Annotated in this window: 14 protein-coding genes and 3 pseudogenes; 9 read left to right on the top strand and 8 right to left on the bottom strand. The window is 69.3% G+C overall.

Annotated features, from left to right (window positions below):
- Nucleotides 1-59 precede the first annotated feature (59 nt).
- The gene (locus VXC91_RS22945) at nt 60-1,268 is read right to left on the bottom strand and encodes an ROK family transcriptional regulator (RefSeq protein WP_329509195.1); all 1,209 of its coding nucleotides are present in this window, start codon (nt 1,266-1,268) and stop codon (nt 60-62) included.
- Nucleotides 1,269-1,323: 55 nt separating this feature from the next.
- On the opposite strand from VXC91_RS22945, the gene VXC91_RS22940 reads away from it, so the two are divergent.
- Nucleotides 1,324-2,409, top strand: a complete 1,086-nt coding sequence (locus VXC91_RS22940) for a Gfo/Idh/MocA family protein (protein WP_329509194.1) — start codon at nt 1,324-1,326, stop codon at nt 2,407-2,409.
- Entirely contained in the window at nt 2,406-2,876 is a 471-nt protein-coding gene (locus VXC91_RS22935) for a heme-degrading domain-containing protein (RefSeq protein ID WP_329509193.1), read from the top strand. The genes VXC91_RS22940 and VXC91_RS22935 overlap by 4 nt, the downstream gene beginning before the upstream one ends.
- Nucleotides 2,877-2,972: 96 nt before the next feature.
- Here VXC91_RS22935 and VXC91_RS22930 read toward each other — a convergent pair whose 3' ends face one another.
- From VXC91_RS22930 to VXC91_RS22920, 3 genes and pseudogenes are all read right to left on the bottom strand, one after another.
- Nucleotides 2,973-3,830, bottom strand: coding sequence for a fumarylacetoacetate hydrolase family protein (locus VXC91_RS22930; protein WP_329509192.1), 858 nt, complete (start codon nt 3,828-3,830; stop codon nt 2,973-2,975).
- 149 nt (nt 3,831-3,979) lie between these two features.
- Nucleotides 3,980-4,345, bottom strand: a pseudogene (locus tag VXC91_RS22925) (hypothetical protein); the annotation flags it as partial.
- 27 nt (nt 4,346-4,372) lie between these two features.
- A complete protein-coding gene (locus VXC91_RS22920) occupies nt 4,373-4,906 on the bottom strand; it encodes a winged helix-turn-helix transcriptional regulator (protein ID WP_329509191.1) in 534 nt (177 codons plus the stop codon).
- A gap of 207 nt (nt 4,907-5,113) precedes the next feature.
- Between VXC91_RS22920 and VXC91_RS22915 the strand changes: the two genes are divergently transcribed.
- Nucleotides 5,114-6,493: an MFS transporter gene (locus VXC91_RS22915; protein ID WP_408057448.1), complete on the top strand. Its 1,380-nt coding sequence runs from the start codon at nt 5,114-5,116 to the stop codon at nt 6,491-6,493.
- Nucleotides 6,494-6,496: 3 nt separating this feature from the next.
- On the opposite strand, the gene VXC91_RS22910 is transcribed toward VXC91_RS22915, so the two are convergent.
- Nucleotides 6,497-7,264, bottom strand: coding sequence for a class E sortase (locus VXC91_RS22910; protein ID WP_329509190.1), 768 nt, complete (start codon nt 7,262-7,264; stop codon nt 6,497-6,499).
- 279 nt (nt 7,265-7,543) lie between these two features.
- Here VXC91_RS22910 and VXC91_RS22905 point away from each other — a divergent pair, with 279 nt between their 5' ends.
- The 3 genes from VXC91_RS22905 (at nt 7,544) to VXC91_RS22895 (ending at nt 12,942) form a co-directional block, all read left to right on the top strand.
- The gene (locus VXC91_RS22905; RefSeq protein WP_329509189.1) at nt 7,544-8,557 is read left to right on the top strand and encodes a tetratricopeptide repeat protein; all 1,014 of its coding nucleotides are present in this window, start codon (nt 7,544-7,546) and stop codon (nt 8,555-8,557) included.
- A 324-nt stretch (nt 8,558-8,881) separates the two neighbouring features.
- Complete coding sequence (locus VXC91_RS22900) at nt 8,882-12,028, top strand: DUF3427 domain-containing protein (RefSeq protein ID WP_329509188.1); 3,147 nt, start codon at nt 8,882-8,884, stop codon at nt 12,026-12,028.
- A gap of 251 nt (nt 12,029-12,279) precedes the next feature.
- Nucleotides 12,280-12,942, top strand: a complete 663-nt coding sequence (locus VXC91_RS22895) for an HAD family hydrolase (RefSeq protein WP_329509187.1) — start codon at nt 12,280-12,282, stop codon at nt 12,940-12,942.
- On the opposite strand, the gene VXC91_RS22890 is transcribed toward VXC91_RS22895, so the two are convergent.
- Nucleotides 12,923-14,197 (bottom strand): transcriptional regulator, encoded by a 1,275-nt coding sequence (locus VXC91_RS22890; RefSeq protein ID WP_329509186.1) that lies wholly within the window; start codon nt 14,195-14,197, stop codon nt 12,923-12,925. The genes VXC91_RS22895 and VXC91_RS22890 overlap by 20 nt on opposite strands.
- A gap of 754 nt (nt 14,198-14,951) precedes the next feature.
- Nucleotides 14,952-15,425, bottom strand: coding sequence for a carboxymuconolactone decarboxylase family protein (locus tag VXC91_RS22885; protein ID WP_329509185.1), 474 nt, complete (start codon nt 15,423-15,425; stop codon nt 14,952-14,954).
- Between the two features lie 319 nt (nt 15,426-15,744).
- On the opposite strand from VXC91_RS22885, the gene VXC91_RS22880 reads away from it, so the two are divergent.
- Nucleotides 15,745-16,047, top strand: coding sequence for a hypothetical protein (locus VXC91_RS22880; RefSeq protein WP_329509184.1), 303 nt, complete (start codon nt 15,745-15,747; stop codon nt 16,045-16,047).
- 90 nt (nt 16,048-16,137) lie between these two features.
- Nucleotides 16,138-16,248, top strand: a pseudogene (locus VXC91_RS22875) (protease); the annotation flags it as partial.
- Between the two features lie 65 nt (nt 16,249-16,313).
- On the opposite strand, the gene VXC91_RS22870 reads toward VXC91_RS22875, so the two are convergent.
- Complete coding sequence (locus VXC91_RS22870; RefSeq protein WP_329509183.1) at nt 16,314-16,820, bottom strand: MarR family winged helix-turn-helix transcriptional regulator; 507 nt, start codon at nt 16,818-16,820, stop codon at nt 16,314-16,316.
- Nucleotides 16,821-17,029: 209 nt separating this feature from the next.
- Here VXC91_RS22870 and VXC91_RS22865 point away from each other — a divergent pair.
- A pseudogene (locus VXC91_RS22865) lies at nt 17,030-17,236 on the top strand (alpha/beta hydrolase); the annotation flags it as partial.

Raw genomic sequence — 17,236 nt, 5'->3', positions numbered from 1 at the left:
GCAGTCGCCGTACCGCCGCGCCCGATGCCCGGCGCGGCCGGGGCGGCGCGAGGCAGGGGTCACGCTTCCGCCCGCCCGAACAGCGGCGCGAGCAGCAGCTGCGCCGCGCCCTCAGCGACGCCGCGCGCCCCACCGGGGGCGATCCGCACCGGGACGGCCGCGGTCGACCCCTCGCGCCGGGCGCGTGCGTCGAGGACGGCGCCCACTCCCCGCTCGAAGGCATCGGGGTGCGCGGCGACGGTACGGCCGCCGAGCAGCACCAGGTCGATGTCGAGCAGCCCGGCAAGGTTCGCCGCGCCCGTGCCGAGCACACGCGCCGCCTCGGCCATGTCGCCGCGTGCGACGGCGGCGAGGCACAGCGCCTCGATGCACCCCCGGTCGCCGCATTCGCACGGCGGTCCGTCGAGCTGGACCACCTGGTGGCCGAACTCCCCCGCGCCGGTCCGGGCACCCCGGTGCACGGCCCCGCCGACAACCAGTCCGGCACCGAGCCCGGTCCCGAGGTGCAGATAGGCGAACGACGTGTCCGCACCCCCGACCGCCTCGCCCAGGGCCAGCCCGAGCGCGGCGGCGTTCGTGTCCTTGTCGACGACCACGGGCATCCCGAGCCGCCGCACCAGAGCATCCCGCAGCGGGAACCCGTCCCACTCGGGGAACCCGGTGACCCGGTGCAGCACACCGCGCGCATGGTCGAGCGGGCCCGGAAGCGCGACACCGACACCGAGGACGGGCACGGAACGCCCCGCGCCGGCGATGGCTGCGGGCGCCCCGTCCGGCACCGGGCCGGAACGCTCCGCCGCCCCCTCGGACAGCAGGGCCTCCACCTCCCGGGCGGCCCCCTCCACCACGGCCTGGGCACCGGAACCGAGGTCCAGCGGAGCCCGCCGCCCGGCGACCACCGCTCCCGTGAGATCGCACAGCACGGCCCGCAACTCGTCCCGGTCCAGATGCAGCCCCACCGCCTGCCCGGCCCCGGGCACCAGCCGCAGCACCGTGCGCGGCTTGCCGCCGGTGGAGGCGCGACGGCCCGCCTCCGTCACGAGGGCGTCCGCTCGCAGCCGGGCCGTGATCTTGCTGACGGCCTGCGGGGTGAGCCCGGTACCCTCCGCCAGCTCCAGGCGGCTGATCCCCGGCTCCCCGGCCGTACGCAGCAGATCCAGCACGAGCGCCGTGTTGTGGCTGCGCAGCGCCGGCAGGTTCGCTCCGCCCGCCGCGGTCGCGCCTACCCCACGCCGGCCTCCACCGGGTCCCGCATACGTCCTGTGCACCCGTTCATTCTCCCCCGCGCTTGCACTTTGGCAACAGCGTTGCGAAAGTGGTGTCATGACTGGCACAGCCCCTGGTACTGACACCCCCCTCCGCGTGGGCCTGGTCGGCTACGGCCTCGCGGGCTCCGTCTTCCACGCCCCGCTGATCACCGCGACCGAGGGCCTCGTCCTCGACACGGTCGTCACCTCGAACCCCGAGCGGCAGAAGCAGGCCCTCACGGAGTTCCCCGACGTGCGCACCGCCGTCACCGCGGACGAGCTGTGGCCCCGGGCGGACGAGCTGGACCTGATCGTCGTCGCCTCTCCGAACAAGACGCACGTCCCGATCGCGACGGCCGCGCTGGAGGCGGATCTGCCGGTCGTGGTCGACAAGCCGATCGCGGGCACGGCGGCCGACGCACGCGGGCTTGCCGCCCTGGCCGAGGCGCGCGGCCTGCTGCTCTCCGTCTTTCAGAACCGCCGTTGGGACAACGACTTCCTGACCCTCCGCCAGCTGCTGGCGGAGGGCGAGCTGGGCGACGTCCGGCGCTTCGAGTCCCGCTTCGAACGCTGGCGGCCCCAGCCCAAGGGCGGCTGGCGCGAGTCCGGAGACCCCGAAGAGATCGGAGGTCTGCTCTACGACCTCGGCAGCCACGTCGTCGACCAGGCACTCGTGCTCTTCGGCCCCGCCGCCCGCGTCTACGCCGAGACGGACATCCGCCGACCGGGCGCGGAAACGGACGACGACACGTTCATCGCGCTCACGCACACCAGCGGCGTCCGCTCCCACCTGCACGTCTCCGCCACGACGGCCCAGCTCGGCCCGCGCTTCCGGGTGCTGGGCTCCGGCGCCGGATACGTCAAGTACGGTCTCGACCCCCAGGAGGCGGCCCTGCGCGAGGGCCTGCGCCCCGGACCCGGCTGGGGCCAGGAGCCCGAGCCCCTGTGGGGCCGGGTCGGCGCCGGCGAGTCCCCGCTCACCGGCGGCGGCAACCCCCTGCCGACCCTGCCCGGCGACTACCCCGCGTACTACGCGGCGATCGCGAAGGCCCTGCGCGAGGGCGGCCCCAACCCGGTCACCGCGCACGAGGCGGCCGCGGCCCTCGACGTCCTGGAGGCGGCCCGGCGCTCGGCCCGCGACGGTGTGGTGGTGGCGCTGTGACGACGGCACCGGACATCGCTGAACTCGAGGCGCAGGAACGACGCCTGACGCTCACTCACTTCACCTGTGACGACGCGTGGACCCTCGGCACCCTGCTGGTGGAGCTGGCACGAGCGCGCAAGGCACCGGTCGCGATCGACATCCGCCGCGGCGGCCAGCAGCTCTTCCACGCGGCGCTGCCCGGCTCGACGCCCGACAACGACGCCTGGATCGACCGCAAGCGCCGCGTCGTCGAGCGCTACGGCTGCTCCTCCCTGCTGGTCGGCTCCCGCTTCCGGGCGAAGGGCACGACGTTCGAGGAGTCCTCGCGCCTCGATCCCGACACGTACGCGGCACACGGCGGCGCGTTCCCGATCATGGTCGAGGGCGCCGGCGCGATCGGGACCGTGGTGGTCTCGGGTCTGCCGCAGGTGGAGGACCACGCGCTGGTGGTGCAGGCACTGGAGAGGTTCAGGGGCGAGGGTTAGCGCGCCCCTGAGACGGGAGCGGGGAACTGCGCGAGCGGCCGTCGACGACCCGCGTCGACCGACCGCCGGCAGTTCCCCGGCCGCTGCGTGGGGCGCCTACGCGTCCTTCAGTTCCTGGCGCTGCCGGCCGAGCCCCTCGATCTCCAGCTCGACCACGTCCCCGGCCCGCAGATACGGCTTGGGTTCCGGCTGCCCGAGCGCGACTCCCGCCGGCGTACCGGTGTTGATGACGTCACCCGGGTACAGCGTCATGAACCGGCTGACGTACCGCACGACTTCGGCGACCGGGAAGATCTGCTCGGCCGTCGTCCCGTCCTGCTTCAACTGGCCGTTGACCCAGAGCTTCAGCGGCAGATCCTGCGGGTCGGGCACCTCGTCCGCGGTCACCAGCCAGGGTCCGAGCGGGTTGAACGTCTCACAGTTCTTCCCCTTGTCCCATGTCCCGCCGCGCTCGATCTGGAACTCGCGCTCGGAGACGTCGTGCGCCACCGTGTACCCGGCGACATGCGCGAGCGCCTCCTCCCCCGACTCGAGGTAGCGGGCCGTACGGCCGATGACGACCGCCAGCTCGACCTCCCAGTCGGTCTTGGTGGACCCGCGCGGCACGAGCACCGTGTCGTGCGGCCCGACCACCGTGTCCGCCGCCTTGAAGAAGATCACCGGCTCGGCGGGCGGCTCCGCGCCGGTCTCGCGGGCGTGGTCGTGGTAGTTCAGCCCGATACAGACGATCTTGCCGATACGGGCGAGCGGCGGCCCGATGCGCAGCCCGTCCGGATCCAGCTCCGGCAGCTCGCCCGATGCGGCGGCGGCACGGATCCGGCCGAGCGCCGCGTCGTCGGCGAGCAGAGGTCCGTCGATGTCCGGCACGAGACCGGACAGGTCCCGCAGGATCCCCTCGGCGTCGAGCAGCGCGGGGCGCTCGGCCCCCGCCGTACCGACTCGCAGCAGCTTCATGATCACAATCTCCCTCGATCGCGGCAGTCCGGCCGATGGATGCGGCCGAGTGTGGCCTGGCCCCAGCCATCGGAGGACTGGTCGATCCTCCAAGGTCGTCGTCCGGTCCGCAATACCCGGTTCACGGACTGGACCGCACCGTCACACACTCAGCGGTACAGCAGCGTCCGCTCGACCGCGCTCCACGTCGTGCTGGTCACCACGTACAGCGCGGCGGCCAGCGGCACCGCCGCCACGGTGACGAGGGTGAAGAAGGACAGGAACGGCATGACCCTGGTGACCACGCCGAGTCCGGACACCTGCTCACCCTCGCCGGCCGGGACCGGCATCGCGGCCGTCATCCGCTTCGTACGCCGGTAGTTGTAGGCCGCGACGAGCACGAACAGGGCGAGGTGGACGAGCCCGGCCGGACCGAAAAGACCGCTGTGGCCGAGCGCATCGGTCCACCGGTCGCCGAGCGGCGCGGCAAGCAGCCTGTGGGTGAGCAGGCCGTTGCTCTCGCCGCCGATCGTCGTGTGCCGTCCCGGCGGACGGTTGTCCCTCTATACAGGCTCGGTCTCCAGCGGCTGCAGCAGCCTCTTCGGCTTCAGCAGCGCCCTACTGACCGGATCTGCCGGGTCCTGGTCGAGTGCGGGTCCCGGCACCAGTTCGACGTCCGAGACGGGTACGACGGTTCCGCAGGCCGGGCACTCGCCGTACGACCCCAGTTCCTCCTCGGTGCCGCAGCCGGCATGCCGGAGGATGCGCAGGTCCGGCTTGTCCAGGTAGTCGCGACCCCACAGACCGAGCGCCCGCAGGACGGGCCACAGGGCGACGCCCCGGTCGGTGAGGACGTACTCGTCCCGCGGCGGCGACTCCTGATAGCGACGCTTGTCCAGGATCCCCTCGGCGGTGAGGGCCTGAAGACGGGCGGCCAGCACCGCACGCGGAATGCCGAGGTGGACGAGGAAGTCGTTGTAGCGACGCACGCCGTAGAACGCATCGCGCACCACGAGGAGCGTCCAGCGTTCGCCCACGATCTCCAGCGCGCGGGCGATGGAGCACTCCTGCGTCGCGTAGTCCTTGCCGAGAGCCATGCGTCCCACTGTAACGAGATTCCGACCAGTTGGTTCAGTGACCGGATCGACTTTCCGGAAACTTGGTTCAATGACCGAACCAAGGCCTGCTACGGTCATACACAGCAAGGTTCAGTGAACGAACCTGACTATCAACCTCGCACCGTTGAACACCGTCGGTCCCCACCCTGAACCGACCAGCCCCGGAAGGGCAGGCCATTGCCACAGCTGGAACGCACCACACAGACCGTCGCCGCCACTGCCACGGCCCCCGGCACACCCGGGGCGACCCCCACCCTCGCCCTGACCAGCGCGGCCACCGCCGTGGCGCTGATGACGTACACCGCGCCGGCGGTCTCGCTTCCCGGCATCGCCGCCGACCTGCACACCGGGGTCTCCGCGCAGGCCTGGCTGCTCAATGGCACTCCCCTCGGCCTGGCCGCCCTGCTCCTGGTGGCCGGCAGCCTTGCCGACGACTACGGCCGCCGACGGATCTTCGTGGCGGGCACGGTCGCCCTCGGCATCACCACCGTGCTCGGCGGCTTCACGACGTCGACCTTGCTCTTCACGCTGGCCCGCATCGCGCAGGGTGCGGCAAGCGCGGCGATCCTCGCCAGCAGCCTCGGCCTGCTGGTGCACGCCTTCCCGACCCCGCGAGGCCGACTGCACGCGACCGGCGTGTGGGGCGCCTTCGTCAGCGGCGGCATCGCGGTCGGCCCGCTGGTCGCCGGCGCACTGCCCGACTGGCGGGCGACCTACGTGATTCTGGGCGCCGTGACGCTGGTCGTGGCGGCCCTGTCCACACGCGCCCTCACGGAGTCCCGCGCACCGCGCGGCGGCCGCCCCGACCTGCTGGGCGCCCTGGTCTTCAGCCTCGCCCTGGTCGCCCTGGTCGCAGCGCTGACGCTGGGCCGCGACGGCTGGCTCCGCACCCCGGTGGCACTGCTGTTCGCGGCGGCCGTGGTCCTGATCGCGGTCTTCGCCCTGGTCGAACACCGCAACTCCACCCCGATGATCGACCTCTCCCTGCTCCGGCGCCCGCGCTTCCTCGGCTCGGCGGTGGGCGGCCTGTTCACGGGCCTGGCGGTGCTCGGCCTGTTCACCTTCCTGCCCACCCTGCTCCAGCGGACGCTCGGTCTCACCCCGCTCGACACGGCATGGCTGTTCCTGCTCTGGTCCGGTCTGTCCTTCGTGGTCGCGCTCCAGGCGAAGCGCCTGGCCGGCCGCGTCTCGTCGCACCACCAACTGGTCCTCGGCTTCACGCTGCACGCGGCAGGGGTCCTGACCATGCTCGGAGCCGTCGGCTCGGGCTCCTGGGCCCGCGTACTCCCGGGTCTGGTGATCGGCGGGGTCGGCAGCGGCCTGCTGAACGCCGCACTCCCGCTGGTCGCCGTGCAGTCGGTCCCCACCGAACGGGCGGCGATGGGCTCGGGCGCCCAGCAGACGTTCCGCTACATCGGCTCCTGCGCGGGCGTGGCCCTCACCATCGCCCTGGTGACCTCGGGCGGCGGCTCCCTGGCCCACGGCGCGAACGTCGCCGCGGTCGTCTCGGCGGGGCTGGCCGTGATGGGCGCGCTGGGTGTGCTGGTGCTGCGCGAGCAGGCGTAGGGATCACCGGGGGCGTGCGGAGGCGAGCACGCCCCACACCACCAGCCGGTACCGGGAGGTGAACTCCGGGGTGCAGGTCGTGAGGGTGAGGTAGTACCCGCGATGCTCGTACCCGTGGGAGGGGCTGACGCCGCTGCGCGGCACCGGCGCGATGACGCCTCCGTCCCCCGCCGAGGTCTGGGGCAGCACCTGGTCGACGACGTATGTGTACGTCGCGGCCCTCGTCTCGACGGTGACGGTGTCCCCGGGCCGCAGACGGTCGAGGTGCCGGAAGGGCTCACCGTGGGTGTTGCGGTGCCCGGCGACCGCGAAGTTCCCGGCCTGTCCGGGCTGGGCGGTACCCGGGTAGTGACCGACGTAGCCCTTGTTGAGCACACCGGTCTTGCTGATGCCTTCGGCGACCGGGGCGCGCAGGGAGAGCCGGGGGACGGCGAGGACGGCATAGGCCTGGGAGCGGGCCGGGCGCACGGCGACCGTCTGCCGCCGTTGCGATGGGGTCTTGGTGGTGCCGCTTCCGGCCTCGGCCGACCTCGCGGAGCCGACCGTCGAGGAGCCGCTGGAATCACCGGGCTCGCCCCACTCCCGCTCCAGTGCCTGCACCTTGCGCTCGGCCCCCTGCTGAGCCTCCCGGTTGGTCCACCACAGCTGATGCACCACGAGCAGCAGGAGCACGACGCCGACGGTGACGAGCAGTTCACCACCGGTCCAGACGAGGCGGCGGCGGAAGGCACGGCGCCGCCGCGTGGCGTGATGGACGACGGGGATGCGCATGGCGCCGGACGATAAGGGGTGGGGCTTCAAGTGGCCATGACTGTGAAGAGGTTGACGCTCCGGCCCGCGGCACTGGCGAGCGGGATCCTGTGCACGGTCACCGACAGTTGACGTCGAGTCACACGTTCGCGCGCACTTGGCCGTTCCCGAGCAATGCCGCCGGGCCCGCAGGCCCCGTCCGGCACCCCCGCCCCGCCGGACGGCTCGACGGGTCCCCTCCGCCGCCCCTGGCCTGCGAATCTCTCTCATTTCCCGGTCGGCGGCAGTACGGTGTCCCCCATGCGCCCCGACACGCCTGCCGAGAACGTCGACCACAACGCCGAAGCAGCACGCCTGGAGCGGGCTGCCGGCCTGTATCCCGAGGACGCGGAACACCTGCTGGTGCAGGCCGCGGCCCACCGAGAACTGGCCGGCGACCGCCCCGGGGCGACCACGCTGTACGACCGGCTGCTCTCGTCCTCCGAGTCGCTCGACAACCCCCACCTCGTACGGGCCCTGAAGGCGTCGAACCTGTGGGAGTACGACCACGAGGCGGAGGCGCGGGCGATCATCGAGGGAATCCGCGCCGCCTCCCCGGGACACCCGGCGCCCTGGCTGATCGTCGCGGAATCCCTGGAGTCGCACGACGAGCTGGAGGCAGCCGAGGCGACGTTCACGCAGGGTCTGACGCTGCTGCTCGCCGGCCACACGGAGGCCCCGCAGTCCACGCACTCGCTCTTCTTCGGCCGCCACCGGGTCCGCCGCATGCTAGGCGCGGCGCACGACGAGTGGGACGCACTGGCCGACACCCTTCACTCCTCCACGGTCTCCCTGGACGAGCTCCACGACCCCAAGCGGATCTGGTCCCTCGGCTCGGACAACCCGGCGGAGCTCCAGGCGGAGATCAGCCGTCTGCGCGCGGAGCTCGGCGCGTACCGCGAGGCCCTCTCCCGCCCGTTCCCGGTGGCGGTACTGCACTGGCCGGAGGCCGAACTGCAGGAGCTGGTGTCGGTGTACCCCGTGCTGGCCACGGAGTACCCCAGCCGCGAGGAGCACCTGGCGACGATAGAGGAATCGCTGCGGGAACTGGCCGCCTCCGGCACGCCGAATCTGGGCATCGTGACGGGCACGGTGCCGTCGTACGAGGCGTTCGCGGCATCGGAGAGCACGTCCCCGGCCGACGTGTCACTGCTGCCCCAGTACGCGACCACCCTGGCGGCCCGTGGACGAGCGGTCGCCTGGCCGCCGGAGCGGGGGGCGGGGTGCTGGTGTGTGTCGGGGCGGGTGTACGAGGAGTGCCACGGGGCGGGATGACCCCGGGGACCCGCGCCGAGTAGTGGTCGTACGAACGAATAGCGGGGCACCGGGGACAATCTCTTACTCGGCGACGGCGCACTTGGATTGGGGGGTCTCGTGCTGTTCGGGTTGGCGTTGGCGGTTGGCTCGTTCTGGTGACGTAGACAAGGATCCCAGCCGACCTCGGTCGCGACCCGAGGCACCGAAGTGCACGTTTATCGCGCTGTCCGAGGACGATCAGCTTGGTCACGAGACCGTCGATTGTCGGTGACTGCTGTTACAACAGATCCATATCAACGCGAGAGATCGCGCGGGGGTAACCACGAGGTCAAGGGAGCAGTCGTGGCGGAGGCGGGGGAGCTCTTGCAGCCGACGGCAGGTGTCTACGAGCAGCTCATTACCCAGAACCTGCAGGACCGGATAGACGGACTCGAAGCCGTAGGTTGGAAGGCCATCGACGCAGAGGTCGGTGAGGAATCGGCGCCACATGTGCTGGCCCGGTACATCGGTGAGGCTGTGGGACGCCGGCTGAGTCAACTGCCGCAGAAAATGCAGGTGATCGCCGCCAACCAGATCATGCAGACACTGGCTGTCAGCGCGCCCGACCCGGATGAGGACCAAGCTGCCACTGCCATCGCCGACGGCCCCCGACAGTTGCTGGCCCTCACCAAGCAGGAAGCACCTGGCGTCTACGCCATTCGCCCCCTTACCCCCCTCTCCGAAACCGGGCTGATCACCAACGCGCCGGACGATCCCAGTCTGGGCGCAGAGTTGAGAGCGGAGCTCGCCACGGCGGACCGCATCGACCTGCTGTGCGCATTCGTGAAGTGGCACGGCATACGGGTCCTCGAGAATGCCCTGCGCGCGGCGAAGGAGCGGGACGTTCCGATCCGCGTCATCACGACCACCTACATCGGCGCCACCGATCGGTACGCGTTGGACCGGCTGGTTCGCGAATTCGGTGCAGAGGTGAAGGTCAACTACGAGATCAGATCCACGCGTCTGCATGCGAAGGCTTGGCTGTTCCGGCGCCACACCGGCTTCGACACGGCGTATGTGGGCAGTTCCAACCTGTCAAAGGCGGCACTGCTCGACGGTCTGGAGTGGAACGTACGGCTGTCGTCGGTCGCCACCCCCAAGGTGCTCGACAAGTTCGAGGCGACCTTCGACGCCTACTGGGCCGACGCCGCGTTCGAGACGTACGACCCCGACCGTGACGGCGAGCGGCTCTCCGAGGCGCTCGCCCAGGCGGGCGGCACCAGACCGGCCGGCGAGCTCAAGATCAGCCTGTCCGGCCTCGAAGTGCAGCCGCTTCCGCACCAAAAGGACATGCTGGAGCGCCTCCGAGTCGAGCGCGAGATCCGCGACCGCCACCGGAACCTCCTGGTCGCGGCGACCGGCACCGGCAAGACCGTCATGGCTGCCCTGGACTACCGAAGCATGCGCAACAAGCTCGGCGGAGCACTCCCGCGGCTGCTCTTCGTAGCCCACCGCAAGGAGATCCTGAGGCAATCCCTGCGGACCTACCGCGAGGTGCTGGACGACGCCTCCTTCGGTGAACTGCTCTACAACGGTCAGGAACCCAGTGACTGGACGCATGTCTTCGCCAGCGTCCAGTCACTGAACCTCCGACGGCTCGAGCAGCTCGATTCCGAGCACTTCGACGTCATCGTCATCGACGAGTTCCACCACGCCACCGCGGACACGTACCGACGGGTCATCGGGCATTTCAGACCGATCGAGTTGCTCGGCCTCACGGCAACCCCGGAGCGGATGGACGGGGCCAATGTGCAGGACAGGTTCTTCAACGGCCGCATCGCCGCCGAACTGCGACTGTGGGAAGCCCTCGAAAACGATCTGCTGTGCCCTTTCCACTACTTCGGGCTCCCAGACGGAACGGACCTGACCAACCTCGCCTGGCGATCGGGCGCCTACGACCGGGACGAGCTCGGCAACCTGTACACGGGCGACGACGCGCGGGCTCGGCTCGTCATCAAGCAGGTCAAGGACAAGATCGCCAACCCGGCCGCCATGCGCGCCCTCGGTTTCTGCGTAACCAAGAAGCACGCGCACTTCATGGCCCAGCGTTTCCGCGAGGCGGGTTTCCAAGCCGAAGCGCTCGACAGTGACTCGGCTCCCGCCCTGCGCGAACGCACACTGGGGGACCTCAAGGCCGGACGCATACAGGTGATCTTCTCCGTCGACCTGTTCAACGAAGGGCTGGACATCCCCGACGTCGACACGCTGCTGCTCCTACGGCCCACGAAAAGCGCGACGGTATTTCTCCAGCAGCTCGGGCGCGGGTTGCGCCGTACGCCGAACAAGCCGGTGCTGACGGTGCTCGACTTCATAGGTCAGCATCGAGCGGAGTTCCGTTTCGAGGAGCAGTTCCGAGCCCTGACCAACCTGTCTCGCAACCGGCTGGTCGAGCACATAAAACGCGACTTCCCTCAGTTGCCCTCCGGCTGCCAGATCATCCTGGAGGGCAAGTCCAAGGACTTGGTCCTTGAGAACATCCGCACCCAGCTCAACGCCACCGTCAAGACCCTGGTCACCGAAGTCAAGGCCTACGACACACCGCGCCTCGCGGACTATCTGCGTGAGAGCCGTAGAGAGATCAAGGAGCTCTACAAGAGCGATAACTCCTGGACAAGCATCCTGCGCAGGGCGGGCGTCATCAAAGACACAGCTCCCAGCGGAGAGTCAGCCCTCCTCAAGCGCGTCCACGCCTTCCTCCACGTCGATGACCCAGATCGCGCCAACGCCTACCTCCGCCTACTCGCCGACGACGTAACGCCCTACGAAGAGCTAGATCCCACGGATCAGGCGTACGCCCGCATGCTCTTCTTCAACCTGTGGGACAACGCAGGCGGCTTCACGACCTTCCAACAAGGCCTTGAGTCACTGCGGTATCACCATGTGTTTCGCGATGAACTCCGGCAGGTGCTTTCGTACGTCATCGCGCAGGCGGACCACTTCCCGATCCATCTATCGGGTAGCCACAGCCACATACCCTTGAAGGTCCACTGCTCCTACAACCGCTCCGAGATCTTGGCGGCGCTGGGAGTTGCCCGCTTTGGTGGCCAGATGCCCAGGTCCTTCGCCCAAGGCGTCCAGTGGGTAGAGGAAATCCAGACAGATGTACTCCTGATCACCTTGGAAAAGAATGAAAAGGACTTCTCGCCCGCAGTCCGATATAGGGACTACGCTGTGAGTCCGACACTGTTCCACTGGGAGTCGCAGAACTCGACCGCCGCAAACTCTCCGACAGGCCTCCGCTACCGGCAACACGTTCAGCGCGGGAGCCACGTCCTGTTGTTCATGCGCCGCTACAAGAACAACGACATCGGCAAGTCTCAGCCGTGGATGCTTCTGGGGCCAGCTGCCTACGAAGAACACACCGGCAGTAAGCCGATGGCGATCACGTGGCAACTGGAACACGAGCTACCGGCCGATGTGTGGACACACGCGGCCATCGCCGCAAGCTAATCAGCAGCCACCATGAGTGAACGATCCAGCAGATCTCGGAGTTCAGGCAAAGAGTCCCTGACAGCGATCCATCTTTCCCATGCGTCACCAACAGACATCTGTTTAGCCATCGTCCGAGGTCTGGCCTGGCACACAATTGCGCGGGCCATGCAGAGCGGGGACGACTCCGGGCTCTCCAAATATCCCTGTTTGCCACTGTTTGAAGCCTTTCACGCCTCAGACCACCCCAAGCCTCCCGCTACCCTGCCACTATGATTCGCGCAGTCGTCTTCGACGTCGGTGAGTGCCTGGTGGACGAGACCCATGAATACGGGACTTGGGCCGATTGGCTCGGCGTGCCTCGGCATACGTTCCACGCGATGTTCGGGGCCGTCATCGCCCAAGGGCGGGACTACCGGGAGACCTTCAAGGAGTTCCGGCCCGGGTTCGACCTCGACGAGGAACGCGAGAAGCGGGTCGCTGCCGGGCAGGCGGAGTCCTTCGGCGAGGAGGACCTGTACGACGACGTCCGTCCGGCCCTCACCCAGCTCCGAGCCGATGGATTGTGGCTCGGCATCGCGGGCAACCAGACCATCCGGGCAGGACGGATTCTGCGGTCGCTGTTCTCCGAGGACGTCGATCTGATCGGGACCTCTGACGATTGGGGCGCCCACAAGCCGGACCCCGAGTTCTTCAAGCGGGTCGCCGCCGCCGTGCCGTTCGAGGCCCGCGAGGTTCTCTACGTCGGGGATCGGTACGACAACGACATTCGCCCGGCGCTGGAAGCCGGGATGCACACGACGCTCGTACGCCGCGGTCCATGGGCCACGATCCAGTGGAACCGCCCCGAAGCCCGGGAGCTTCCAACCCTCCGTGTCGGTAGTCTCCTCGAACTTCCCCGGCGGATCCGGGATTTCAACGACTCAGGGCGTTGACCGTCGTCGACCAGTCGTACAGGCGGTCGTCGAGATCCCGGACACAGCTCTCGTGCTGGTGCGGAGCGAGTGCACGTCGTACCTCCCGCACTCGGTCCATGCCTGTCGCGTACCAAGTTGTGGCGAGTTGATCCAGGGCCAGACCGGCGTATTCGCACGCCTTCTGGGGGTCGTTGGAGGCCGCCTCGACGGCGGCCAAGTCGCCGTAGACGACGCTGCGCTGCTTGTCCTCTCCGGCTGACATTGCTTCCAAAGCGCCCAGAAGAGCCTCTCGGGCTTGGAGCAGGTGGCCCTCAATCATCTGCGTGTTCCCCTTGAAGGCCGCCAGTCGTGCGGGCGAGAACCAGTCCATCCACTCAGGTGACGGATGCTCGTTGCCCTGCTGGAGAACGTCCTCGGCATGCCCGATCAGGTGCAGTGCCGTACGGGTGTTGCCGCATCGGGTCTCACACTCGGCCTCCACGGCGTCGAGCCACGCCAGAAACTCAGCCGATGCCGGTGCTCGGCGAGCGTACGTGCGGGCCGCGATCATCCTGTCCAGCGCTGCGTCGCGATCGCCCACCCAACCGGGAATGAACGCCATGTGCGCGAGGATCGCCGAACCCATCAGCGGGTCGTCGGCCTCGCCCGCAGCCTGCAAAGCCAGGAGCAGCGTGTCGCCCGCAGTGCTCGGCTCACAACGGTCGAAGAATTCGATCCGGCCGGCGAGGAGATACGACTCCGCAAGCGCCGCCGCAACCGTACGACGGGTGGCGCCCTCCGTCTCGGGAAGCAGCGCGCATCCGAGCGTGGAGTGCGCGATGACAGCGGGATGCAGCTTGGCCGGAGCCACGGACCAGTAGAGCCGACGATGCGACCGAGTCACGGAGGCGAAGTCCGCCCCCGCGGTGGTGGGTTGCGTAGCGGCCACTGCCTGCCCAGCGAGGAATGCCAACCCGAGTGCGGCCGCGCCACCTGCCACGAGCGTCCGCCGCGTCCTGTCGGACTGCGGACTGTCGGAGCCCCATGGAGGGTTGAAACCCAGCGACTCCATGCTCTGTCCGAGCAGGTGGACGAGAACCCGCTGGCAGTCCGGTTGCGGCCAAGGCGGGTTGTCCGACTCCCAACGTCGTACCTGTCGTACTCCGATCGACAGACTGCGGATCCCAATCCGCTTCGCGCTGCTGGTGAGGGCATCTGCCAAGTCTTGCTGCGAATTGAAGCCGGCAGCCACACGCGCCGCCTTCAGTCGGATGTTGCCTGTGGGCCGAGGCAAGAGACACCTCCAGGTGGTGAATGCCGCAACCATCCCACGGTAGGTCCTATGAGGCCAGCGATGTCACCCATTGGGTACCAGGTAAGCCCTTTATAGGCCCTATAGAAGGCCTCTCAAGGTCCTTGAATGCATCACATGGCCCGTGCACGCTGTGTACCCAACCAGGCACCGAACGATGACGGGATGCATCATGGACATCGGCCAGACCACGGAACGGGCGATTTCCGAATGGCTTGCGCGAGCCCACCCCGTGCCCGAGCGGGCCCGGACGGAGTGGGCGACGCAAGGCGTTGCTCTGCTACCGCTCGGCGCACGATTTTGCGCGGTACGGATGAAGGCGGACGTGGTTCACGCCGCTGTCGCCACTGAGGATCCGAGTCAGGTGTCAGCCGCGCTGGGTGAGTTACTGCGTGGGCCCGTCATCCATGACCGTCGAACCGTGGGAGGCACGTATTACGCCTTGATCCAATGGCACGCCGGACTGGTATGGGCGCACCAGGAGCTCGCTCCCTGCTTCGGCCAGGACACCTACTTGGGAGTGCCACGGGTCGATCGCCGAGATCCACCTGGCGCTCACTGGGTGGTCGCGCCTCGTTACGAGGGCAATCTGTGTGTGCCGCGAGCGGTCACTGCACTGATCGAGGTGGGACGGCGACGGCTGGCCGAGGATAGCGAGGCGTGACGTCTCACAGCTCCGCCGGCTGCCGCTGCCGTGCGGCACCTGGCCGGACTCCGGGGCCGGCGGGTGCTCGGTTCAGCCGAACTGCCCCGGCTGGTAGTCCCCCGCCGGCTGCTGGACGATCACGTTCATGCGGTTGTAGGCGTTGATCAGGGCGATGAGGGAGACCAGCGCGGCGAGCTGGTTCTCGTCGTAGTGCTTGGCCGCGTTCGCCCAGACCTCGTCCGGGACGCCGCCCGCCGCGTCGGCGATGCGGGTGCCCTCTTCGACCAGCTCCAGGGCGGCCCGCTCGGCGTCGGTGAAGACCTTCGCCTCCCGCCAGGCCGCGACCAGGTGGAGGCGCTGCGTGGTCTCCCCTGCGGCCGCGGCGTCCTTGGTGTGCATGTCGGTGCAGAAACCGCAGCCGTTGATCTGGCTGGCACGGATCTTCACCAGCTCCTGCGTCGCAGCCGGGAGGGTCGAGTCGCTGACGACCTTGCCTGCCGAGTTGATGTACCTCGCGAACTTGGCCGCGACGGGGTTGGTGAAGAAGTTGAGACGGGCTTCCATGGCGATCTCCTCGCTGTCCCGATGGTTTCACAGCACTGACGGAGCGGCCCGCCGGTGATGTGACAGACGAAGGAAGCCGGTGTATGTGACGTGCGTCTCACCGCATCCACGGGCTTCCCTCGGCCCGGAGATGACGCCGCTGCCGGCTGCGCGACCGCCGTCCGTGCGTCGTGCGGGGGACGCCGAGGCGGCGCGCCCGGCTCGGCCCCGGCTCCACGTCACCGCCCGGGGCGGAGTTAGCCTCGGTCAGCAGCCGGAACGGCGGCCGGGTCGCACGTCGGTGACGGCCGGGAGACGCACCAGCAGGAGGCAGACAGCGATGGCGAAGGTTCCTACGGCACTGGTGGCCGCGAGTGGGCTCGTCGGCGGGTACGGGGTCGCCCGGTGGAGCAGGAAGCGGCAGCTCGGCGGGGCCGTGCTCGCCGTCGCGGGGGTGGCCGCCGCACAGCAGTGGCGGAAGCAGGCGGGCGGTGCGGCGGCCGGCGCGCTGACCGCCGCATATGTCGCCGCCTTCGCCGGGTCGCATCCGCTGGCCAAGAAGGTGGGCGCGTGGCCCGCAGTGTTCGGGGTGGCCGGGGCCGTCGCCCTCGCGTCATGGGCCGTGGCCGACCGGCGCGGCTGAGGCACCCCGGTCAATTACTCCCGGTTCAGGCCACCTCTCCCCCGGCGGCCCCGGGGTCCGGGCCCCGTGCTCCCTGGAAGGCCCGGGGCGCTCGACGAGCGGGCCACGGCACGGCCGGCCTTGGTGACCGGCGTCTTCAATCTCCTCCGGGCCGCGGTCACCGTGCTTTTGATCGTGCGTCCGGGTTCCACCACCGGCGCCTGGGAGCCGTCGGCAGCGGCCTCGGGCCTCCTCCGGCATCCGGCCACTCACACCGGGCAGGCTCCCTAGGAGGCGGCCTCCGCCCGCTCGGCACCGGCGGTGTGGCGAACGACGTTGGTCGTCAGCCGCCGCAGCAGGTCCTGTGCGGTCCTGAACTCCTCGGGGGTCAGACCCATGGCGTCGCCGATCGCGAGGGGGACGGCGCGGATGTTCCGGCTCAGCGCGGCGCCCTCCGGAGTCAGGGCCACTTCCACCACCCGCTCGTCGTCCGCCCGCCGCTGCCGCTTGAGCCAGCCGTTCGCCTCGAGGCGTTTGATCAGCGGGGTCACCGTGCCGTAGTCGAGCTGCAGGGCGCTCACCAGATCCTTGACGGGTGCGGTGCCGTGCTGCCAGAGCACGACCATGACCAGGTACTGGGGATAGGTCAGCCCCAGTTCGTCGAGCAGCGGCCGGTATGCGCCGATCACGGCACGGGATGCCGCGTACAGGGTGAAGCAGAAGTGGTCCTCCAACGGCAGCGGAGGCTCATCGGGGTGGCTCGGTGCGGGTGCGCGGGTGTCGTCGTGGCTCACGGTTACTCTCCCCGTCGTCGATCTCCTGGTCGCCGGATGGTCGCCCGGGAGGCAATTGTGGCATCCCTCTGGGACTCCAGTGTCTCGCAAGCATTTATCTTGCGCACCAGATAAACGTGCACTAGGTTTCTCGACGTCGCCCCGAACAGGGCGGCCCGGACCCGCCGGACCCGCCCGGCGCGAAACGTCGTACCCCAAGGAGTTCCGTCATGCGCCTCAAGACCGTCTTCCGCCCCACCCGTAAGAGCACCTCCGCGCTGGCCGCCACCGCGGCTGTTGCGGCCCTCGCCTTCGCGGCCACGGCACCGGCCGAGGCGGCCAGGCCCGCCCATCACCAGGCCCCCGCCAAGCCCACGGTGGTGCTGGTGCACGGTGCGTTCGCGGACTCCTCGAGCTGGAACGGCGTCATCGAGCGC

Origin of the sequence: Streptomyces chiangmaiensis, assembly GCF_036281785.1 — a bacterium.
Classification (GTDB): domain Bacteria; phylum Actinomycetota; class Actinomycetes; order Streptomycetales; family Streptomycetaceae; genus Streptomyces; species Streptomyces chiangmaiensis.
This window is presented reverse-complemented; position numbering and strand designations above follow the sequence as displayed.

Coding starts and splice junctions, on each gene's coding strand:
- VXC91_RS22905 (WP_329509189.1), top strand. CDS start 7,544: ATGCGCCCCGACACGCCTGCCGAGAACGTCGACCACAACGCCGAAGCA.
- VXC91_RS22895 (WP_329509187.1), top strand. CDS start 12,280: ATGATTCGCGCAGTCGTCTTCGACGTCGGTGAGTGCCTGGTGGACGAG.
- VXC91_RS22930 (WP_329509192.1), bottom strand. CDS start 3,830: ATGAAGCTGCTGCGAGTCGGTACGGCGGGGGCCGAGCGCCCCGCGCTG.
- VXC91_RS22885 (WP_329509185.1), bottom strand. CDS start 15,425: ATGGAAGCCCGTCTCAACTTCTTCACCAACCCCGTCGCGGCCAAGTTC.
- VXC91_RS22940 (WP_329509194.1), top strand. CDS start 1,324: ATGACTGGCACAGCCCCTGGTACTGACACCCCCCTCCGCGTGGGCCTG.
- VXC91_RS22920 (WP_329509191.1), bottom strand. CDS start 4,906: ATGGCTCTCGGCAAGGACTACGCGACGCAGGAGTGCTCCATCGCCCGC.
- VXC91_RS22910 (WP_329509190.1), bottom strand. CDS start 7,264: ATGCGCATCCCCGTCGTCCATCACGCCACGCGGCGGCGCCGTGCCTTC.
- VXC91_RS22880 (WP_329509184.1), top strand. CDS start 15,745: ATGGCGAAGGTTCCTACGGCACTGGTGGCCGCGAGTGGGCTCGTCGGC.